Annotated in this window: 16 protein-coding genes; 10 read left to right on the top strand and 6 right to left on the bottom strand. The window is 47.0% G+C overall.

Annotated elements, in window-relative coordinates; genetic code table 11:
- Positions 1-358: 358 nt before the first annotated feature.
- The gene (locus EDC56_RS04100) at positions 359-985 is read left to right on the top strand and encodes a phosphoadenosine phosphosulfate reductase domain-containing protein (RefSeq protein WP_123711220.1); all 627 of its coding nucleotides are present in this window, start codon (positions 359-361) and stop codon (positions 983-985) included.
- Between the two features lie 59 nt (positions 986-1044).
- On the opposite strand, the gene EDC56_RS04095 is transcribed toward EDC56_RS04100, so the two are convergent.
- Positions 1045-1560: a DUF2489 domain-containing protein gene (locus tag EDC56_RS04095; RefSeq protein WP_123711219.1), complete on the bottom strand. Its 516-nt coding sequence runs from the start codon at positions 1558-1560 to the stop codon at positions 1045-1047.
- Between the two features lie 320 nt (positions 1561-1880).
- Between EDC56_RS04095 and EDC56_RS04090 the strand changes: the two genes are divergently transcribed.
- The gene (locus tag EDC56_RS04090) at positions 1881-2450 is read left to right on the top strand and encodes a hypothetical protein (protein WP_123711218.1); all 570 of its coding nucleotides are present in this window, start codon (positions 1881-1883) and stop codon (positions 2448-2450) included.
- Between the two features lie 461 nt (positions 2451-2911).
- The gene (locus EDC56_RS04085; RefSeq protein WP_123711217.1) at positions 2912-3481 is read left to right on the top strand and encodes a VPLPA-CTERM sorting domain-containing protein; all 570 of its coding nucleotides are present in this window, start codon (positions 2912-2914) and stop codon (positions 3479-3481) included.
- A gap of 59 nt (positions 3482-3540) precedes the next feature.
- Here EDC56_RS04085 and EDC56_RS04080 read toward each other — a convergent pair whose 3' ends face one another.
- On the bottom strand, positions 3541-4728 hold the full coding sequence (locus EDC56_RS04080; protein ID WP_123711216.1) for a lipid-transfer protein: 1188 nt from the start codon (positions 4726-4728) through the stop codon (positions 3541-3543).
- A 90-nt stretch (positions 4729-4818) separates the two neighbouring features.
- Complete coding sequence (locus EDC56_RS04075; RefSeq protein ID WP_123711215.1) at positions 4819-5262, bottom strand: Zn-ribbon domain-containing OB-fold protein; 444 nt, start codon at positions 5260-5262, stop codon at positions 4819-4821.
- A gap of 481 nt (positions 5263-5743) precedes the next feature.
- Here EDC56_RS04075 and EDC56_RS04070 point away from each other — a divergent pair, with 481 nt between their 5' ends.
- Both EDC56_RS04070 and EDC56_RS04065 read left to right on the top strand, forming a co-directional pair.
- The gene (locus tag EDC56_RS04070) at positions 5744-6931 is read left to right on the top strand and encodes an acyl-CoA dehydrogenase family protein (protein WP_123711214.1); all 1188 of its coding nucleotides are present in this window, start codon (positions 5744-5746) and stop codon (positions 6929-6931) included.
- An 8-nt stretch (positions 6932-6939) separates the two neighbouring features.
- Positions 6940-8070 carry an acyl-CoA dehydrogenase family protein gene (locus EDC56_RS04065; protein WP_148059302.1) on the top strand — a complete coding sequence of 377 codons (1131 nt, stop codon included), beginning with the start codon at positions 6940-6942 and terminating at the stop codon, positions 8068-8070.
- A 68-nt stretch (positions 8071-8138) separates the two neighbouring features.
- On the opposite strand, the gene EDC56_RS04060 is transcribed toward EDC56_RS04065, so the two are convergent.
- Complete coding sequence (locus EDC56_RS04060) at positions 8139-8690, bottom strand: hypothetical protein (protein ID WP_123711212.1); 552 nt, start codon at positions 8688-8690, stop codon at positions 8139-8141.
- A 707-nt stretch (positions 8691-9397) separates the two neighbouring features.
- Here EDC56_RS04060 and EDC56_RS04055 point away from each other — a divergent pair.
- Together EDC56_RS04055 and phaC are read left to right on the top strand one after the other, a co-directional pair.
- Entirely contained in the window at positions 9398-9805 is a 408-nt protein-coding gene (locus EDC56_RS04055) for a phasin family protein (protein WP_123711211.1), read from the top strand.
- A gap of 97 nt (positions 9806-9902) precedes the next feature.
- Positions 9903-11801 (top strand): class I poly(R)-hydroxyalkanoic acid synthase, encoded by a 1899-nt coding sequence (gene phaC / locus EDC56_RS04050; RefSeq protein ID WP_123711210.1) that lies wholly within the window; start codon positions 9903-9905, stop codon positions 11799-11801.
- Between the two features lie 72 nt (positions 11802-11873).
- Here phaC and EDC56_RS19375 read toward each other — a convergent pair whose 3' ends face one another.
- Positions 11874-12266, bottom strand: a complete 393-nt coding sequence (locus EDC56_RS19375; protein WP_148059301.1) for a hypothetical protein — start codon at positions 12264-12266, stop codon at positions 11874-11876.
- A gap of 366 nt (positions 12267-12632) precedes the next feature.
- Here EDC56_RS19375 and msrA point away from each other — a divergent pair, with 366 nt between their 5' ends.
- The gene (gene msrA / locus EDC56_RS04045; RefSeq protein ID WP_123711209.1) at positions 12633-13259 is read left to right on the top strand and encodes a peptide-methionine (S)-S-oxide reductase MsrA; all 627 of its coding nucleotides are present in this window, start codon (positions 12633-12635) and stop codon (positions 13257-13259) included.
- A gap of 26 nt (positions 13260-13285) precedes the next feature.
- Here msrA and argF read toward each other — a convergent pair whose 3' ends face one another.
- Entirely contained in the window at positions 13286-14290 is a 1005-nt protein-coding gene (gene argF, locus EDC56_RS04040; protein WP_123711208.1) for an ornithine carbamoyltransferase, read from the bottom strand.
- A 257-nt stretch (positions 14291-14547) separates the two neighbouring features.
- Here argF and pyrB point away from each other — a divergent pair, with 257 nt between their 5' ends.
- Positions 14548-15483 carry an aspartate carbamoyltransferase gene (pyrB, locus tag EDC56_RS04035; protein ID WP_123711207.1) on the top strand — a complete coding sequence of 312 codons (936 nt, stop codon included), beginning with the start codon at positions 14548-14550 and terminating at the stop codon, positions 15481-15483.
- Complete coding sequence (gene pyrI, locus EDC56_RS04030; protein WP_123711206.1) at positions 15473-15931, top strand: aspartate carbamoyltransferase regulatory subunit; 459 nt, start codon at positions 15473-15475, stop codon at positions 15929-15931. The genes pyrB and pyrI overlap by 11 nt, the downstream gene beginning before the upstream one ends.
- Positions 15932-15942: the final 11 nt, after the last annotated feature.

The raw sequence follows: 15942 nt of genomic DNA, 5'->3' as shown, positions 1-15942 counted from the left end.
GATGCGTAGAGTTATTCAATGTCCTGATTGTGGGTTTAAAGCGGTGGAGCTGGTACGGCCCTCAAAGTTACTCAAACAATACTGCTGTTTGGCCTGCGAAAAGGTATTATCTGTTACTAGAGAGGATGATTGTTGTGTTTTTTGTCTATATTCAACAATAGGTTGCAGGTCTTTCGCGAGTAGTGGTGGTTCGAACTGATCGTGTTATTTTCACTGCCACTACGTGTACTATAAGCATATAGTTAAAAGTTATAAAGAAGGGCGTTGATTATATATTTCTGTTTGCTTATAGTTTCGCTTCCCGACTAAATACACGATGATGTGCGATTGAGTGGGTGTAGATGTTGAGGATAATAACATGCAGAATTTAGATCTGGCCGAAATAAACGCTCAGTTGCGTGATAAGTCAGCAGAAGAAATTATTAAGTGGGCTTTGTCGTTAGAGCGGCAGACTATTCAAACAACAAGCTTTAGTCCAAACGCTGCAGTGATGTTGCATCTGTTGGTTAAGGTTGATCGTCGTGTCCCGGTGTTGTGGATTGACTCAGGTTATAATACTCGTGATACCTATTTAGTTGCGGAGCAATTGACGGAAGATTTACAGCTGAATCTGCAGAGCTATGCACCGTTAATGACGACGGCTCGCCGTGATGCAATGATGGGGATACCAACGCTGGACGATGAGGCTCTGCACAAGGAGTTTACTCGTCAAGTGAAGTTGGAGCCCTTTCAAAGAGCGTTAGAGCAGCATAAGCCCGAAGTATGGTTAACGGGTATACGCAATAATGAGACGGCGTTTCGCGAAACGTTGGATGTCGTCTCTTGGGATAGCCGTGGTATTTTGAAGGTTGCGCCAATATTCTATTGGGATGATAAGCAGGTCGATAGCTATATGGCAGAGAATAAGCTGCCTAGCTGTAAGCGTTATTTTGATCCGACCAAGGTTGAAGATAAGCGCGAATGTGGTTTGCATACTGGCGGTTGATAAGTTTAGGTCGTTGATAAAAGCCTCATATGAGGCTTTTTTGCTAATTTTTCTCTATATTAGGCTGCGTAAAACATAGGTGCTTGTTTTGCAGTACTTTTGTCGGCGAGAAACCCCTCGTCTTTTAGCTGCTTGAGGGCGCAGGAGATCGCTTCTTGGTGTTTTTTTTCTAGAGCACTCATGGTTCTTTCGTGCTTACTTTTCTCTTTTCTGCTCAATTCGTTCCAATCATCACGAACAGGTATGTGGTTGGTTGCAAGCGCAACGTCGTTAAAAATTTGATAGGGCCTTCTCTGTTCTTCGTTGTAACCCATAAAGTCCATTAAGCCGTTGATGCGGATACTAGCTTCGATAGCCCCTACTTGTTGGTCGATGGCTCCCAGGGTAAGCAGACGTATACTTTCTTGCGCGTAGTCTCTTCGCTGTTGCTGGTCGGCGAGTACTTGCTCAACCATCTTTTTCTGGTCATTTTCTTTAATCTTTACAGCCTGTACTGACCGGTAGGCGAGGTAGCTGAGAATAATAACGATAATGACCCCTAAGCTTAATAATAGGTAGGCGTTGGCTTCGCTCATGATAATCGCTCGATGACAGAATGTGGCGGCGAATATAGCATATCTAGGGGTTTATCGAGAAGAGTCAAGAAGATTTGTTATAAAATCAATTACGTGAGGTTTGTCGTTAAGGGGCGTGTTGCGATAGCTATCGAAAAATGAATCCTGTGCGAGCTTGCTAGTGAGTTTTATGTGTTGAGGTCTTATTGGTGCATATTAAGTGGATATGATGTCGATGTACTATGCAGTGATGATTGCTGGGGGGAAGTTGGCTAATATCTGCAGCGACATATAGCAGTATTCAATTCTAATAAGATAGATATCGACATGGAGTCGCTAACATGGAAGTACACTTTAGGTGGACGGTGGTGGTATTGGCATTGTTTGCGGGCTTTGAGGCATCGGCAACCTCGTTAGATTTCACACGTAGTTCGGGCAAGGTTTCGGTCCTTGAGCGTGATTTTGAGGGTATCGTTTTGTCGGTGACTGCGAAGAGGCGGGGGCGCAATGCAGATGTGACTGGCAATCGAGGGGGGTTGGGGGTCAATGGTGGGGTGAGTCACTTTCAGTCCTGGGGGCGAGAAAAGATGGTGTTTAGCTTTACTGAGGCAGTGAATTTAAGTTATTTGACTTTTGATTCAATGACTTGGAATGACTGGTCGGGTGAGGATAAGGTCCGTTATAGCGATAGTCGTGGCATTTCAGTGCTATTGAAAGGGAGTAATTGGCGCTGGGACTTAGGGGCAGAAGGGATTACTTCTTTTACTTTAGAGGCGAAAGGCTTTCTGACAAGCACGTTTATTGCGGATATTGATGTGGAGCCGGTGCCCCTACCAAGTGCTGCCTGGTTATTCCTGTCGGCGATCCTAGGAGGAGCTAGCCTAGCGCGAGCCCGTAGTTCTGCTGTTTAATAAATTCGCTATCAGGCTCAGTGAGCGATTCGTCATGGGTGGTCGGAACTATATACAAAAGCTTGGTGCATAGAAACTCGACTGAGCTGTGACGGCGTTGATATTTGTGAGGGGTACACTTCACAGAACTTACGTTCTATATCTAGAAAGTGACGTAAATATCTTAAACTCAAATAGTTATAGAATTTAAGCGCTGTCGATATTAATTACAAGAGTCGTGCAGAAGGTTTTTTTGTCCGCGTAACGTATTGATAAGCCACGGCTTCAATTAATTGCGTTGTTGGCCTAATAATTGCTCTTACTATAGTTAGGGCATAGTTTTAACACCTTAAAGACACTACGTATATTTATGTCGTGGGCTGGCTTGTTGTAGCAGAAGGTGTTTAGTGTTTGCTGCTTTTAAAAGGGTGGCTGTTAATTCTAAGAACGATAAATATAAAGTGTTAACGGGAGTTATTGGTATGAGTTTTCAAATTAAGTTGTCTGTAGCGTCATTGGCGTTAGCGGCGAGTTTTGCTACCACTGCCGCAACGATTGATTTTACCGGTGGGGCTGGTAATGCGCCGGCTTTTAATCAGGTGATCGGCGACGGTACCACAATGGCGGTGAGTGGTACTCGTAAGGGGCGTGATGCCAACATTACTATGAACCGGGGTGGGCTAGGTGTTAAGGGGGGGGTGAATCACTTTCAGTCCTGGGGTCGAGAGACAATGACGTTTAGCTTTACTAGTGCGGTAAGGCTAAACAGCCTGACGTTTGATAGTGGGACATGGAACGATTGGACCGGAAAGGATCAGTTTCGTTATACGGATAGCTCTGGTTTTACAACGATTCTTAAGGGGGGGTCTAACTATTGGGAGTTGGGTGCCGATAATATAACATCGTTTACCTTATCTGCTGTGGGTAACTGGACGAGTAGTTTTGTCTCGGCGGTTGATGTTGAGGCAGTGCCTCTTCCTGCATCGGCATGGATGTTTGGCTCGGCGCTATTGGGCTTGGCAGGCATGGCTCGTCGCAAAGTAAAAAAATAGAAATTTTCTAAGTAATAAAAAAGCCGCTAAATAGCGGCTTTTTTATTGGCTTGATATCACTATTTTTTAATAATAACAGAAGAGCCGTGTCCGAATAGGCCCTGGTTGGCGGTGATGCCAACTTTGGCGCCATCGACTTGACGCTCACCTGCCTCTCCGCGCAACTGCCATGTTAGCTCGCAGATCTGAGCTAGTGCTTGTGCGGGTACTGCTTCACCGAAGCAGGCAAGCCCGCCCGAGGTGTTGACGGGGATGCGGCCGCCAATTTTGGTGTCGCCATTACGGATCAGCTGCGCGGCAGTGCCTCGCTCACAGAGTTGAAGGTCTTCAATCCAGTCGAGCTCAAGCGCTGATGAAAGATCGTAAACCTCGGCGATATCGACGTCGCTTGGGCTGATGCCGGCTTCCTCGTAGGCCTTGATGGGCAGCGAGGCGCGGAAACTCTGGCCTTCTACCATGGCGGCTGCAGCAGAGTCTGTTGCGATATCGGGCATCTCAACAACTGAGTTGGCAAAGCTTGGGGTGACGGTTGAGATGGCTGCGACACGGGGCGCGTCACCTTTGCCGATCTTTTTTGCATACTCGACGCTAGACACGATCATCGCTGCACCACCGTCGCTGGTGGCGCAGATGTTCATTAGGCGCAGAGGGTCGGCGACCATGGCCGATGCTCGTACATCTTCGAGGCTAAACTTCTTGCGATAACGTGCATAGGGGTTGGTGAATCCGTGCTCGGCGTTCTTTACCTTGACCATGCTGAAGTCCTCTTCGGTATCGCCGTAGATGTCCATGCGGCGTCGAGCGTAGAGGGCGAAGTAGCTCGGATTGGTGATGCCAAGGTAGAAGCGTAACCAGTCGGGGTCATCGGGCCGGTAGCCCTTTGCGGGAGCGAGAAAGCCTTTCGGTGTCGTGTCGGCACCTACTACGAGGCAGACATCAGCTTGGCCTGAGAGGATTTTTGCACGAGCGGCGGCGAGGGCTTGAGAGCCGGATGCGCAAGCGGCATAGGAGGTGTTTACTTCGGCGCCTTGCCAGCCTAACGCTTGGGCGAAGGTGGCGCCTGCAACATAGCCGGGGTAGCCGCAGCGCATGGTGGCAGCGCCGGAGACAAACTGCACGTCGTTCCATTCTATGCCAGCATCTTTAATCGCATCGCGAGCGGCCTTGACGCCGTATTTGGTAAAGTTGTGCCCCCATTTACCCCATTGGTGCATGCCTACGCCGAGAATTGCAATTTCATCGCTCATTATTATGTCCTGTCAAATTTATCAGTATCGCTAGTGCTGTATTACTAGGCTTTAGTGCGCTGTTCTTGTCGCGGCACTATGAATCTGTCATTAGGCTGGGTTGCTAACGGGCTTCCATTTCCATGTGATTTTATCATTCTCCTCATCCTCATATAGAGTCTCTAAGCACAGTTCAACCTCCATGCCGACCTTGAGATCTGCAACAGTGACGCCCTCGATTGCTTGTCCAAGGATGATCATCTTTTCTTTGTCGAGCTCAACGGCAGCGATGGTATAAGGGACGAAGGGGTCGGCGGCGACGAAGGGTTCGGGTGGCTTGTAGCAGGCGTTGGTGTAGGACCAGATCTTACCGGTGCGGCTCAATTCCACCTCGTCGAAGCTCTCGCTTTCGCAACTAGGGTTTTTACAGAAACTTGTCAGCTTTGGGAAATAGTAAGTGCCGCATTCGCTACAGCAGGTGCCGATCAGGTGTGGCGCTTTCTGATCCATGGTATACCAACCTTCGATGGCGGCAACTTGCGGTTTCTGGCTCATAACGTCTCCTTGTGAAACGGGGCTTATCGATAGTGTCACAAATATAGTGGTGCCGAGCGAGGCTCCTCATGAGGGCTGAGCTCTCAGGGTGAGGAGTTGGTCGTATGGCGCTATGTCGATGAATAGTTTTTATAGTCTCCGCTAGGTTACTACTTAGTTCTCGTCGACATCAATACAGGGCTGAAGCAGAGGGGAGATTATGGCGTCTTTTTAATATAAACAGGGTAAGGGCATTAGGTATGCAGTGTAGCTGCCTGCTGTCTATTTTTGTCAGCGAAGTTGACCGCTAATGTCCTTGTTGTTAACAACCTTTTTATCAATCATTGTGAGTATGGAGGTCGTGTTTCGATACGGCTCAAGCCGATGTCGCTGAAACGTATGGTGGCAGGCTACGATAACAATTATTAAATCTCGACTAACGCTGTTTTATTGTCCGAAGCAGGACTAACAAGTGAGTGATTAGATCGATAACGGAGCCGATATGAAAGTTGAGTTTACTCCCGAACAAGAAGCTCTGCGGACAGAGCTGCGGGCCTATTTCGATGAGCTTATGACGCCGGAGCTGCGTGCTGAAGTGGATGCGACGCCGGGCGAGGGCGGTGGCGAGCTATTTTGGCAGGCGATGGATAAACTCGGCAAAGATGGTTGGATTGGCGTCGGCTGGAGTAAAGAAAGGGGGGGACGTGGTATGACCGCCTTTGAGCAGATGATTTTCATCGAAGAAGTGATGCGTGCAGGCTTCCCTTTCCCCTTCTTGACAACTGAATCTGTTGGCCCAATTTTGGCGGACAACGCCTCCGAACGTATGCGTGACCTTTTAGTGCCGAAGATTCTCGAGGGTAAGTTGATTATGGCCATCGCTTACTCAGAGCCTGGTTCGGGGACTGACTTGGCATCGCTAACAACGACCGCGATACGTGATGGTGATGAATGGGTGATCAAGGGGCAGAAAATATTCACCTCATTAGCGCAGCACGCTGATTATGTTTGGATTGCCGCACGGACCAATCAAGACCCGGCGGTTAAAAAGCACAAAGGTATTTCCATATTTTTGGTCCCGACAACGGCTGAGGGTTACGATCGAACGCCGATCCATACGTTAGGTGATGTGACGACTAATGCGACTTACTATGACAATGTGCGCATACCTGCTGATCATTTGGTCGGAGAGCTAGATGCTGGTTGGAAGTTGATTACTAGTCAGTTAAATCGTGAAAGGCTTAGCCTTGTGAACTGCGGCCCAGTATCGCAGCTGTTAAATGAGACGATGCAGTGGGCAGACAAGAATCATTATACCAATGGCAAGCGAGTACTTGATGAGCCTTGGGTGCAGATGAACCTCGCTAAGGTCAGAGTAGGAATCGAGGCATTAAAACTTATGTGTTACAAACAGGCCTGGTCGATTACTAACGATAAACTAGAGATGGCTGATGCTTCTGCGGCGAAAGTTTATGGCACAGAGTTTTTTATCGAAGCTTATCGTCTATTGGCCGAGGTTTTGGGGCAAGTTGCCAACGAACACCTAGATTCGAAGGGGGTGCAGTTGCGTGGACGGCTTGAAATGATGTACCGCACGGCGTCGATTATTACCTTCGGTGGCGGAGCTAATGAAATTCAACGTGACATTATTTCGGCGGCGGGTCTTTGGATGCCGCGCGCCTCGCGCTAGGAGTTAGTATGGACTTTTCATTTTCAGAACAGCAGCAAGATGTACAAAATTTGGCCCGTCAAATTTTGACAGAAGAAGTCAGTGCCGAACGACAAGATGTCGTTGATCAGCAGCCAGACCGCTTTGATAAAGCGCTTTGGGCAAAACTTGCGGAGGCAGGTTTGCTGGGGGTTAGTATTGCTGAAAAGAACGGTGGCATGGGCTTCAATTTCACTGAGCTTTGCTTCTTTATTGAGGAGGCTGGTCGTACTGTAGCTCCGATCCCCGTGATCCCGGTGTTGGTAAGCGCAGCCTTGCCTATCCAGCAATTTGGCAGTGTTGAGCAGCAGCGACGGCTGTTACAACCTCTGGCTAGTGGCAAAACTTTGATTACGACGGCCTTTATGGAGCCGATGGGAGAGGATCCAGCTACACCATTAACACAGGCTCGGCCGCAGGGGGCTGGTTATGTGGTTAATGGTGTTAAGACGGCGGTGCCACTGGCACATTTGAGTGAGCGTGTATTGATTTCGGCGAAAACCGATAATGGTGTGGTGGCACTGATGATCAACCCTAGGGCAGAGGGAGTGACGTTAGTACCTTTAAAGGTAACAAGTGGCGAACCCCAGAGTGAAATGAGGCTGGAAAACGTCTTGGTGGCCACCTGTGATGTGCTGGCAGGGCCAGAGCAGGGTGGTGAGCTAATGACCTGGGCGGCGCAACGAACGATTGTTGCCTATGCGGCGATGCAGGTGGGTGTGAGTGATAAGTCTATGCGTATGACGGCCTCTTATACTGCAGAGCGACAGCAGTTTGGTGTCCCTATTGCGACGTTTCAAGCGGTAGGGCATCGCGCCGCTAACTGTTTCATCGATGTTGAGTGCTTGAAGCTGACTGCATATCAAGCAGCCTCGTTACTAGAGGCAGATGTAGATGCTTCGACTGAGGTTGAGATTGCTAAAGTTTGGGCGGGAGATGTGGGGCATCGGGTGAGCTTTGCCTCTCAGCACCTACATGGTGGTATCGGTATCGACAAAGATTATCCGCTTTGGCGTTATTGTCTCTGGGCTCGGCACATAGAGTTAACCCTAGGCTCGAGTGCGTCAACGCTGGCGAAATTAGGTGAAAAAATAGCTAAAGGTGAGGCTTACGTAAGCTAGGTGTGCGTCACTCTTAATGAGCCGAGGAGGAGACCAGCCTCGGCTTTTTTGCCCTACTAATTAACTCATTAGTTATCTTTTAACAGCGCTTGCTGTGCCGCTAACATGCGGGCAATGATCTCCTCCTGCTCTTTATCGGTTAGCTCCTGCTCTTTATCGGTTAGCTTCTGTTCATTATCAGTTGTTCCCCGCTCGTTTATTGTTAGGGTTACCTGGCTTGCTTCTATCTTCTGGGCTGCTGCCTGCTGAGTATTGTCATCATCTATTGAACTTGCGCATATATGTTGTGCGCTGGGGTTTTTCTCTATGTTCGTGTTGTTGTTGTTGTTGTTGTTGTTGTTGTTGTTGTTGTTCGCCTCAGGTTTTGTGGCCGTAGTAGGGAGCGGTAGAAAACTGTCATCGTACGCAGGGAAGATAGGCTTACCTTTTTCATCGGTCTCTACCTCAGTGATTTTTAGCCTTAAATCGACGTTATGACTGTTGTTCTCTACTAAGGTGTTAAGTGCTTGATCACGGTGAGCGGTCACGAAAGGGGTCTTCATGTCTTCAGGCATAAGCCATAGGCCTTGTTTGGTGAGGTATTGGCCGTATTGATTGACAATGATAAAAGCGGTAGTCATAGCGGGTTGTCAGCCTGTCAGTAGAGCAGATGAAAAGGGTTTGAAGGCAAAGTTTACCTTAATAGCAGCAGTGTCGTGAAGAGTGGCTTGAGGCTTCTTCGTTATGTGTTGATAATGCCACGATTGCTTCTATCAGCATTAAGCTAAGAGGGACTCTACCTGAGAAAATGAAGTTTACTGCTCCAGATAAGCACGAGATAAACGCTGGTGCGTTAGAAAGCTTAGGGTGTGTGAGGGGGAGGAGCCTCGGTGGAGCTTGGAGATAGAGGGTTCTTTAGGGTGTTTGGCTTGTTTCGTGGGTCGTCAAAGGCTGTTTCTTACTCTGCTAGTCGTGAGGCTATTTGTTATGTTATCTGGTGTTACATCGTTATCTAAGAGCTATTGGTCTATATTATGTCTCGTTTGAGAGGCAATAAAATAACGGCCTTATATTTATTTGCTATATACGACCTCTTTAAATATTTTTTTTGGCACGATAATTCTGTAAAAACACACTGTTTTCATTGTTTGTTGCTGAAATGTCCTTCGTTATCGTGGGATATATCTTACAAAACCGTGATTCTATTTGCTCTGCTTTGTCTTGGTGCAATTTTGTTTTTTTACTGTCTATAATATGAAATATTTTTTTTGCTATACTGCATCACCTGACAGCGGTGCAAAATATTGCTGCAGTAACTGGAAATTAAAAGAAAGGAGTTCTTTGCCTCATGGAAAATGCAAGTTTGTTATTTGGTTCGTTGGCTGGAAATGGTAAGGGTCTAGTTGGAATGCTAGAGAAGTTGAACTGTTTGGCAATCGACAGTGTGGAAAAAGTCGCTGCTTTACAGTTAGAGTCGGCAAAGTACTATACTGAAATTGGTATTGACCAAATGCGTGCAGTATCGGGGATTCGTGACGCTTCTGCTGCAAAAGAATACGCAACAAGCAGTGTTGGTGTTGTGACCCAAGTGAATAATAAAATACTTGAAGATAGTAAAAAAATAATCGCAGCCAACGTTGAGCTTAGAGGACAGGTGATCGATATCGTCAAAGGTGGTCTCTCAGAAAAAGGTGCTGAACAGGCTGCGGACAGTAAGCCTGCGAAGTCAACTGCTAAGAAAGCTAGCGCTGCTTAATATTCTTGATTTGTTGCTTTGTTGAAAGGCGGGGATTCCCGCCTTTTCTGTTTTTGTGTCAGTAAAAATACATTTTTTTGAATGAAAGAGAGTAGAGATGAGTCAGGATAAAGGTGATGATTTTCTCGGTGCTGATATGTTTGGCAGCGATTTTTGGCGACAAGGTTTATCGGATATATTAGAGGCCGGTTCGATAGAGAAGAACTTGGGTGATTTAGCTGGTTTTGTCGTCAACCAGCAAAATACTATGTTGAAAACTTTAACCGGGCAGGTTTCATCAGCAGCAACACCGTATAGCACCTTAATGGGATCTCTTAATGAAATTCTTAAGGGGGCAGTCAGTACGGACTCAAGTCACCCAGAAGCGATAGTAGAGCGACAATTTAGGTTGCTTGAACGGCAGTTAGACCTTTATCAATCGACTGTTTTGAAGATGTGTGGGGTGGCTGATGAGCAGGTTGAAGAGAAGTCGTCTGCGGCGAAGGCTGATGGCCGCTTTAAGGATCTAGAGTGGCGAAATAATATTCTCTTTGATTTCATTCGGCAGTCATATTTGATGACCAGTGAAAGTGTGCTGGAGTCTATACAGAAAGATTTGGCTGTGGATGAAAAGTCTAAGGCGAGACTACACTACGTAATGCGGCAGATGATTAGTGCTATGTCGCCAACAAACTTCCCACTAACAAACCCTGAGGTGCTGAGAAAGACAGTCGAAACCAAAGGTGAAAATCTTATTAAAGGCATGATGCAGATGCTTGAGGATAAGAGTTTTGGGGGCGAGTTTCTTAACGCCTGTCAAACGGATCCGGAAGCCTTTTCTGTTGGTCAAAACCTAGCCTGCACAGAAGGCAGTGTTGTCTATGAAAATAGGTTGTTACAGCTGATACATTATAAGCCATTGTGTAAGTCTGTGACTGCAACTCCGCTGTTGTTAGTGCCTTCATGGGTGAATAAGTATTATATTATGGATTTGTCGTCGGATAATTCCTTGGTGAAATGGCTGCTAGAGCAGGGTGTTGATGTTTATATGATTTCTTGGGTTAATCCCGATGAAAGTTTTCGCGATGTAACCGTTGAAGACTATATTGAAGAGGGTTTGCTATCGGCAGTCGATTTCTTATCTTCGCAAGGTATTAATAGTGTCTCAGCGGCGGGTTACTGCCTCGGTGGGTTGTTGTTATCATTAAGCTTGGCGGTAATGAAGAAACGAAATGATCAGCGTATTGTCAGCGCAAGTTATTTGGCGACGAGTTTCGATTTTACTGATCCTGGCGACATTGCTATTTTCATTAACGAGCAGTTCGTTGATTCTATTGATAAGATGATGGAACAGAAAGGATATCTTGACGGTAGGATGTTGGCGTTTGGTTTTAGCTTGTTGCGAGAAAACGACCTGTATTGGAATTATTATATTCAGAACTATTTGTTAGGTGAGCGCCCAGAGGCATTCGACATTATGCATTGGAACTCTGATAGTACCCATGTGCCATATAAGTTACATAGTTTCGTTCTACGTGACCTTCATCTGGATAACCGTCTTGCCAGCGAAGAGGGTGTTAACTTGTGTGGTGTGAGTATCGATTTGTCTTCGCTAGATATCCCCAACTATATTGTGGCTACGGAGAAGGATCATATTGCTCACTGGCAATCATGTTATAGCGGAACGGCGATACATGGTGGCCAATCGAGATTTGTTCTGGCGGGTTCAGGTCATATTGCTGGCGTAATTAACCCTCCATGCAAAGAGAAGTATCATCATCGTATTATAGAGCAAGGGTTTTCTGGTTTTAGTGAGCTACCTGACGTCAAAGCAATTGAAAAAATTAAGGGCTCGTGGTGGCCAGATTGGGTGCAATGGTTTAAAGCTCAGCATGGTGAGATGAAAAAACCATTGAGAGAAAATAAGAAAACAATTATCGAATCAGCTCCTGGTCGATATGTGTGTGTTAGTGTTGCCGATCATGAAAGGGAGCGTAGCGAAGAAAGCAGTTTATAATTAGAAGATACTAGGAAGTTAAACCTCCTCTTTATGTGTCATAGAGAGGAGGTTTTTTTATGCATGAATATTTTATAGGTTACTTTCAATAAGGTGGTTTATTTGCGCGATCGTTTGATAACTTCCAGGATTAATACGACGCGGGCTGTCATAGCAGTCTACACAGTGCTCTTGTGCGTTATTTGTTCTTGGGAAACGGCTAAAATCACTGCGAGGGTTGCCGTGGTGATAGCCGGGGGCGGAAGACGAAACAATTTTTGGTATAGAAACTTCGCTAAAGCAACCAGGTTGTTGAATATCATAATTTTCTTGGATGTCGGTTAATAATCGCCGAATAAGCTTTGAGGGAGGGTGGGTGTTTCCATCTTGGTCGTAGATACTGCTGGGGAGATGTTGTTTGCTTTTGTGGCTGTTGAAATTACTTGATGTGCTTCCTGCTTCAGGCGCTGTATTGATTAGTGGCATGAGTCTTCCCTAAGTTTTCACAGAGGCTTATCGACAATCCTTGCGATAGGCGAGTTTTGTTGTGCTGTAAAAGCACATCGCTTCAGTTTGGTATAGAAAGTCTGATTACGCCAGTAATGACTTATAATATTCTGTGAATTTTTTATGACGTTAGATATGTTTTTTTGAATTAGCGTAAATAGTTTTCTTTTTTGTGAGAATGATTGATAGACACTCTCAAACGATAGAGTTTTAGGAGATTGGTATCAGTTGTTGTTTGTTGCGACTTTTTAATTTCGTTGGCAGATAAATACTGTTGTCGATAGTGTGCTGAAGGTATTCTTACGGTCAGGCATTTATCCTTAGCTTCAGTGAGTGAGAACTGATATGAATAATGAACATAACATCTATAGGTTTAATCGAGAGCAGGCGCCTCAAGGTGGGAAAGAGTTACTGCCAGGGGGCGAGCATACTGTCTTGGGGGCTTCGCTGCTCCCCCCTTTTGCTAGTGAGTACGAAGTGGTTCTATTGGGTATGGGGTGCTTTTGGGGGGCTGAACGACGTCTTTGGCAGCAGCCAGGCGTGGCGGTCACGGCGGTAGGTTATGCAGGTGGTGAAACGGCCTACCCGAGCTACCAGCAAGTCTGTACAGGTTTGACAGGGCATACCGAAGTTGTGCTGGTAGTTTTCGACCCCCTTAAAACAACGTTACAACAGCTACTGGCTATCTTTTGGGAGAGCCACGACCCGACACAGGGTTTGCGGCAGGGTAATGATACGGGCAGCCAATACCGTTCAGCTATCTATACTAGTAAAGAGAGTCAGCAGCCGGTGATTGAGCAGAGCTATCAACAATATCAGCAAAAATTAACGGGGAGTGGCTTTGGTACAGTGACGACAGAGGTCAGAATGGGGGTGCCTTTCTATTACGCGGAAGACTATCACCAACAGTATCTAGATAAGAACCCGGCGGGCTATTGTGGGCTGAAGGGGACGGGGGTGAGCTGTTCATAGCTCACCCGCCGAAGGGCAATGATGGGTTAGCTGCCTAGGGTCGCGACCATGATTGCCTTGATGGTGTGCATGCGGTTCTCGGCTTCATCAAAGACGATTGAATGATGGGACTCAAACACCTCATCAGTCACTTCGAGGCCATTCATACCGTACTTGTTTGCAACCTGTTTACCAACGACAGTCTCGTCATCATGGAACGCTGGCAGGCAGTGCATGAATTTGATGTCGGGGTTGCCAGTCAGTACGAGCATATCGCTGTTAATTTGATAGGGGGTCATGATGGCGATTCGTTCGTCCCAGGCCTCCGCAGGCTCACCCATTGAGACCCAGACGTCGGTGTAGAGAAAATCACATCCCTTGACGCCGCTGGCGACGTCTTCGGTCAGGGTGATTTTTGCACCGGTTGTTTCGGCAATCGCTTTGCATTGCTCAACGAGTTCGGTCTCGGGCCAGTACGTTTTTGGTGCAACGAGACGGATGTCCATCCCCATCTTTGCGGCACCGACCATCAACGAGTTACCCATGTTGTTGCGCGCGTCGCCAAGATAGGCAAAACTCATTTGATTGAGTTGCTTGCCGTTACCATGCTCTAACATCGTGAGGAAGTCAGCGAGTATTTGTGTGGGGTGAAATTCATCAGTCAAGCCGTTCCAGACCGGAACACCGGCGTATTCGCCGAGTTCTTCGACTATAGCTTGGCCAAAACCACGGTACTCGATACCATCATACATACGACCGAGGACGCGGGCGGTGTCCTTCATTGATTCCTTCTGGCCTATCTGCGAGCCACTGGGTCCGAGATAAGTGACTCGCGCACCTTGGTCGAAAGCGGCAACCTCGAAGGCGCACCGAGTTCGGGTGGAGGCCTTTTCGAAGATCAGTGCGATATTCTTCCCCGCCAATCGTGGCTGTTCACAGCCGGCATACTTGGCGCGCTTTAAGTCTCCGGCGAGGTCGATCAGGTAACTGATCTCCTTCGGGGAGAAATCCAATAGTTTAAGAAAGTTCCGATTGCGTAAGTTAAAGGCCATGTCTCGCTCCAGCGAATTATTGTTAGAGCTTAGCTCTAAATCAGCTACTACTTGTTGTGTAGTTAGTTAAGTAGTCGCACAACGATAGTAAGCCCTCTATCTTTTCATATTTAGACGATGTGTGGTAGTCGGTTAAAAAAAATGTCACTGCTTGCTGATTAAGCGATAATTTATAACGACAAAGACCTGACAGCACAGGGCGGTCGAGACTATAATCGGCTGCGTCGAATCTGCTTCTAACCACTGTGAGGTGTTGAATGAAAAACACTCTGTATAACAAAGATATTATTTCTATTGCAGAGCTGTCCCGGCACGAGCTCGAACTGATTGTCTCCACGGCCAAGCAACTGAAGGAGCGACCACAGCCAAACCTGCTGGCAGGCAAGATTATCGCCAGTTGCTTTTTTGAGGCTTCGACACGCACGAGGCTATCATTTGAGACGGCGGTGCAGCGTCTGGGCGCTAGTTTTATTGGCTTTGACTCTGGTGGTAACACTTCGTTGGCGAAGAAGGGCGAGACCTTAGCGGACTCGGTGCAAGTGATTAGCTCCTATGCTGACGCCTTCTTCATGCGTCATCCAAAGGAGGGGGCGGCTCGGTTGGCGTCAGAGTTTTCTAATATACCAGTGATTAATGGTGGTGATGGAGCGAATCAGCATCCGACGCAAACGTTACTAGATCTGTTCAGTATTTATGAAACCCAGGGGACGCTTGATGGCTTGAAGGTTGCCTTCGTTGGTGACCTTAAGTATGGGAGAACAGTACATTCGCTCGCGCAGGCGTTATCGCTGTTCGATTGTGAGTTTTACTTTGTTGCGCCTGACGTATTGCAGATGCCTGACTATTTGTGTGATCAACTAACTGATAGCGGAGTAAAGTTTACTAAGCTTGATGAGTTTGACGAATTACTACCTGAGCTGGATATCCTCTATGTAACGCGGGTGCAGAAGGAGCGTTTTGATCCGACGGAATATCAGCATATGAAGTCGAAGTATGTGCTAAACGCCACTATGTTGGCAGGGGTGAAGGACAACCTTAAAGTCTTGCACCCGTTGCCTCGGGTCGATGAGATCACCACGGATGTCGATAAGACGCCCTACGCTTATTACTTTCAGCAGGCTCAAAACGGCGTCTATGCACGTCAAGCGCTACTGAGCTTAGTGCTCAAAGAGGAGGTGTGTGATGCCAAATAAAATGCAGGTTCGGGCAATTGAGGTCGGTACTGTGATCGACCATATTCCGCAGGGAATGGGCATTAGAATACTGAAGTTTTTCCAGTTAACGGATAAACCTGATTGTATAACGATAGGTCTGAATCTCCGCACGGCTAGCGGCGACCGTAAAGATATCATTAAGATTGAGAATACCCAGTTTACCCGCGAGCAAGCCAATCAGCTTTCTCTGTTTGCTGGTGAGGCGACGATCAACGTCATTGATAATTATAATGTAGTTGATAAGTATACAGTAAACCTGCCAGAGACGGTGGTGGGGGTATTGAGTTGCCCCAATAGCAACTGTATTACCCATGAGGAGCAGGTGAGCAGTCGATTCCACGTCAAGGTGAGAGCGGAGGTGGTTAACTTGAGTTGCCACTACTGTGAGAAGAGTTACCAGCCACGCGTATTTAAAGAGTTGCTCTAAGGGTGATTTAA

The sequence above is a fragment of the Sinobacterium caligoides genome (assembly GCF_003752585.1).
Classification (GTDB): Bacteria; Pseudomonadota; Gammaproteobacteria; order Pseudomonadales; family Sinobacteriaceae; genus Sinobacterium; species Sinobacterium caligoides.
The sequence above is the reverse complement of the archived record's forward strand: the minus strand, read 5'-3'. Positions and strand labels throughout refer to the sequence as shown.

What these genes read in the sequence shown, in the direction of transcription:
- EDC56_RS04100 (WP_123711220.1), top strand. Translation starts at nt 359, where the DNA reads ATGCAGAATTTAGATCTGGCCGAAATAAACGCTCAGTTGCGTGATAAG.
- EDC56_RS04095 (WP_123711219.1), bottom strand. Translation starts at nt 1,560, where the DNA reads ATGAGCGAAGCCAACGCCTACCTATTATTAAGCTTAGGGGTCATTATC.
- EDC56_RS04090 (WP_123711218.1), top strand. Translation starts at nt 1,881, where the DNA reads ATGGAAGTACACTTTAGGTGGACGGTGGTGGTATTGGCATTGTTTGCG.
- EDC56_RS04085 (WP_123711217.1), top strand. Translation starts at nt 2,912, where the DNA reads ATGAGTTTTCAAATTAAGTTGTCTGTAGCGTCATTGGCGTTAGCGGCG.
- EDC56_RS04080 (WP_123711216.1), bottom strand. Translation starts at nt 4,728, where the DNA reads ATGAGCGATGAAATTGCAATTCTCGGCGTAGGCATGCACCAATGGGGT.
- EDC56_RS04075 (WP_123711215.1), bottom strand. Translation starts at nt 5,262, where the DNA reads ATGAGCCAGAAACCGCAAGTTGCCGCCATCGAAGGTTGGTATACCATG.
- EDC56_RS04070 (WP_123711214.1), top strand. Translation starts at nt 5,744, where the DNA reads ATGAAAGTTGAGTTTACTCCCGAACAAGAAGCTCTGCGGACAGAGCTG.
- EDC56_RS04065 (WP_148059302.1), top strand. Translation starts at nt 6,940, where the DNA reads ATGGACTTTTCATTTTCAGAACAGCAGCAAGATGTACAAAATTTGGCC.
- EDC56_RS04060 (WP_123711212.1), bottom strand. Translation starts at nt 8,690, where the DNA reads ATGACTACCGCTTTTATCATTGTCAATCAATACGGCCAATACCTCACC.
- EDC56_RS04055 (WP_123711211.1), top strand. Translation starts at nt 9,398, where the DNA reads ATGGAAAATGCAAGTTTGTTATTTGGTTCGTTGGCTGGAAATGGTAAG.
- phaC (WP_123711210.1), top strand. Translation starts at nt 9,903, where the DNA reads ATGAGTCAGGATAAAGGTGATGATTTTCTCGGTGCTGATATGTTTGGC.
- EDC56_RS19375 (WP_148059301.1), bottom strand. Translation starts at nt 12,266, where the DNA reads ATGCCACTAATCAATACAGCGCCTGAAGCAGGAAGCACATCAAGTAAT.
- msrA (WP_123711209.1), top strand. Translation starts at nt 12,633, where the DNA reads ATGAATAATGAACATAACATCTATAGGTTTAATCGAGAGCAGGCGCCT.
- argF (WP_123711208.1), bottom strand. Translation starts at nt 14,290, where the DNA reads ATGGCCTTTAACTTACGCAATCGGAACTTTCTTAAACTATTGGATTTC.
- pyrB (WP_123711207.1), top strand. Translation starts at nt 14,548, where the DNA reads ATGAAAAACACTCTGTATAACAAAGATATTATTTCTATTGCAGAGCTG.
- pyrI (WP_123711206.1), top strand. Translation starts at nt 15,473, where the DNA reads ATGCCAAATAAAATGCAGGTTCGGGCAATTGAGGTCGGTACTGTGATC.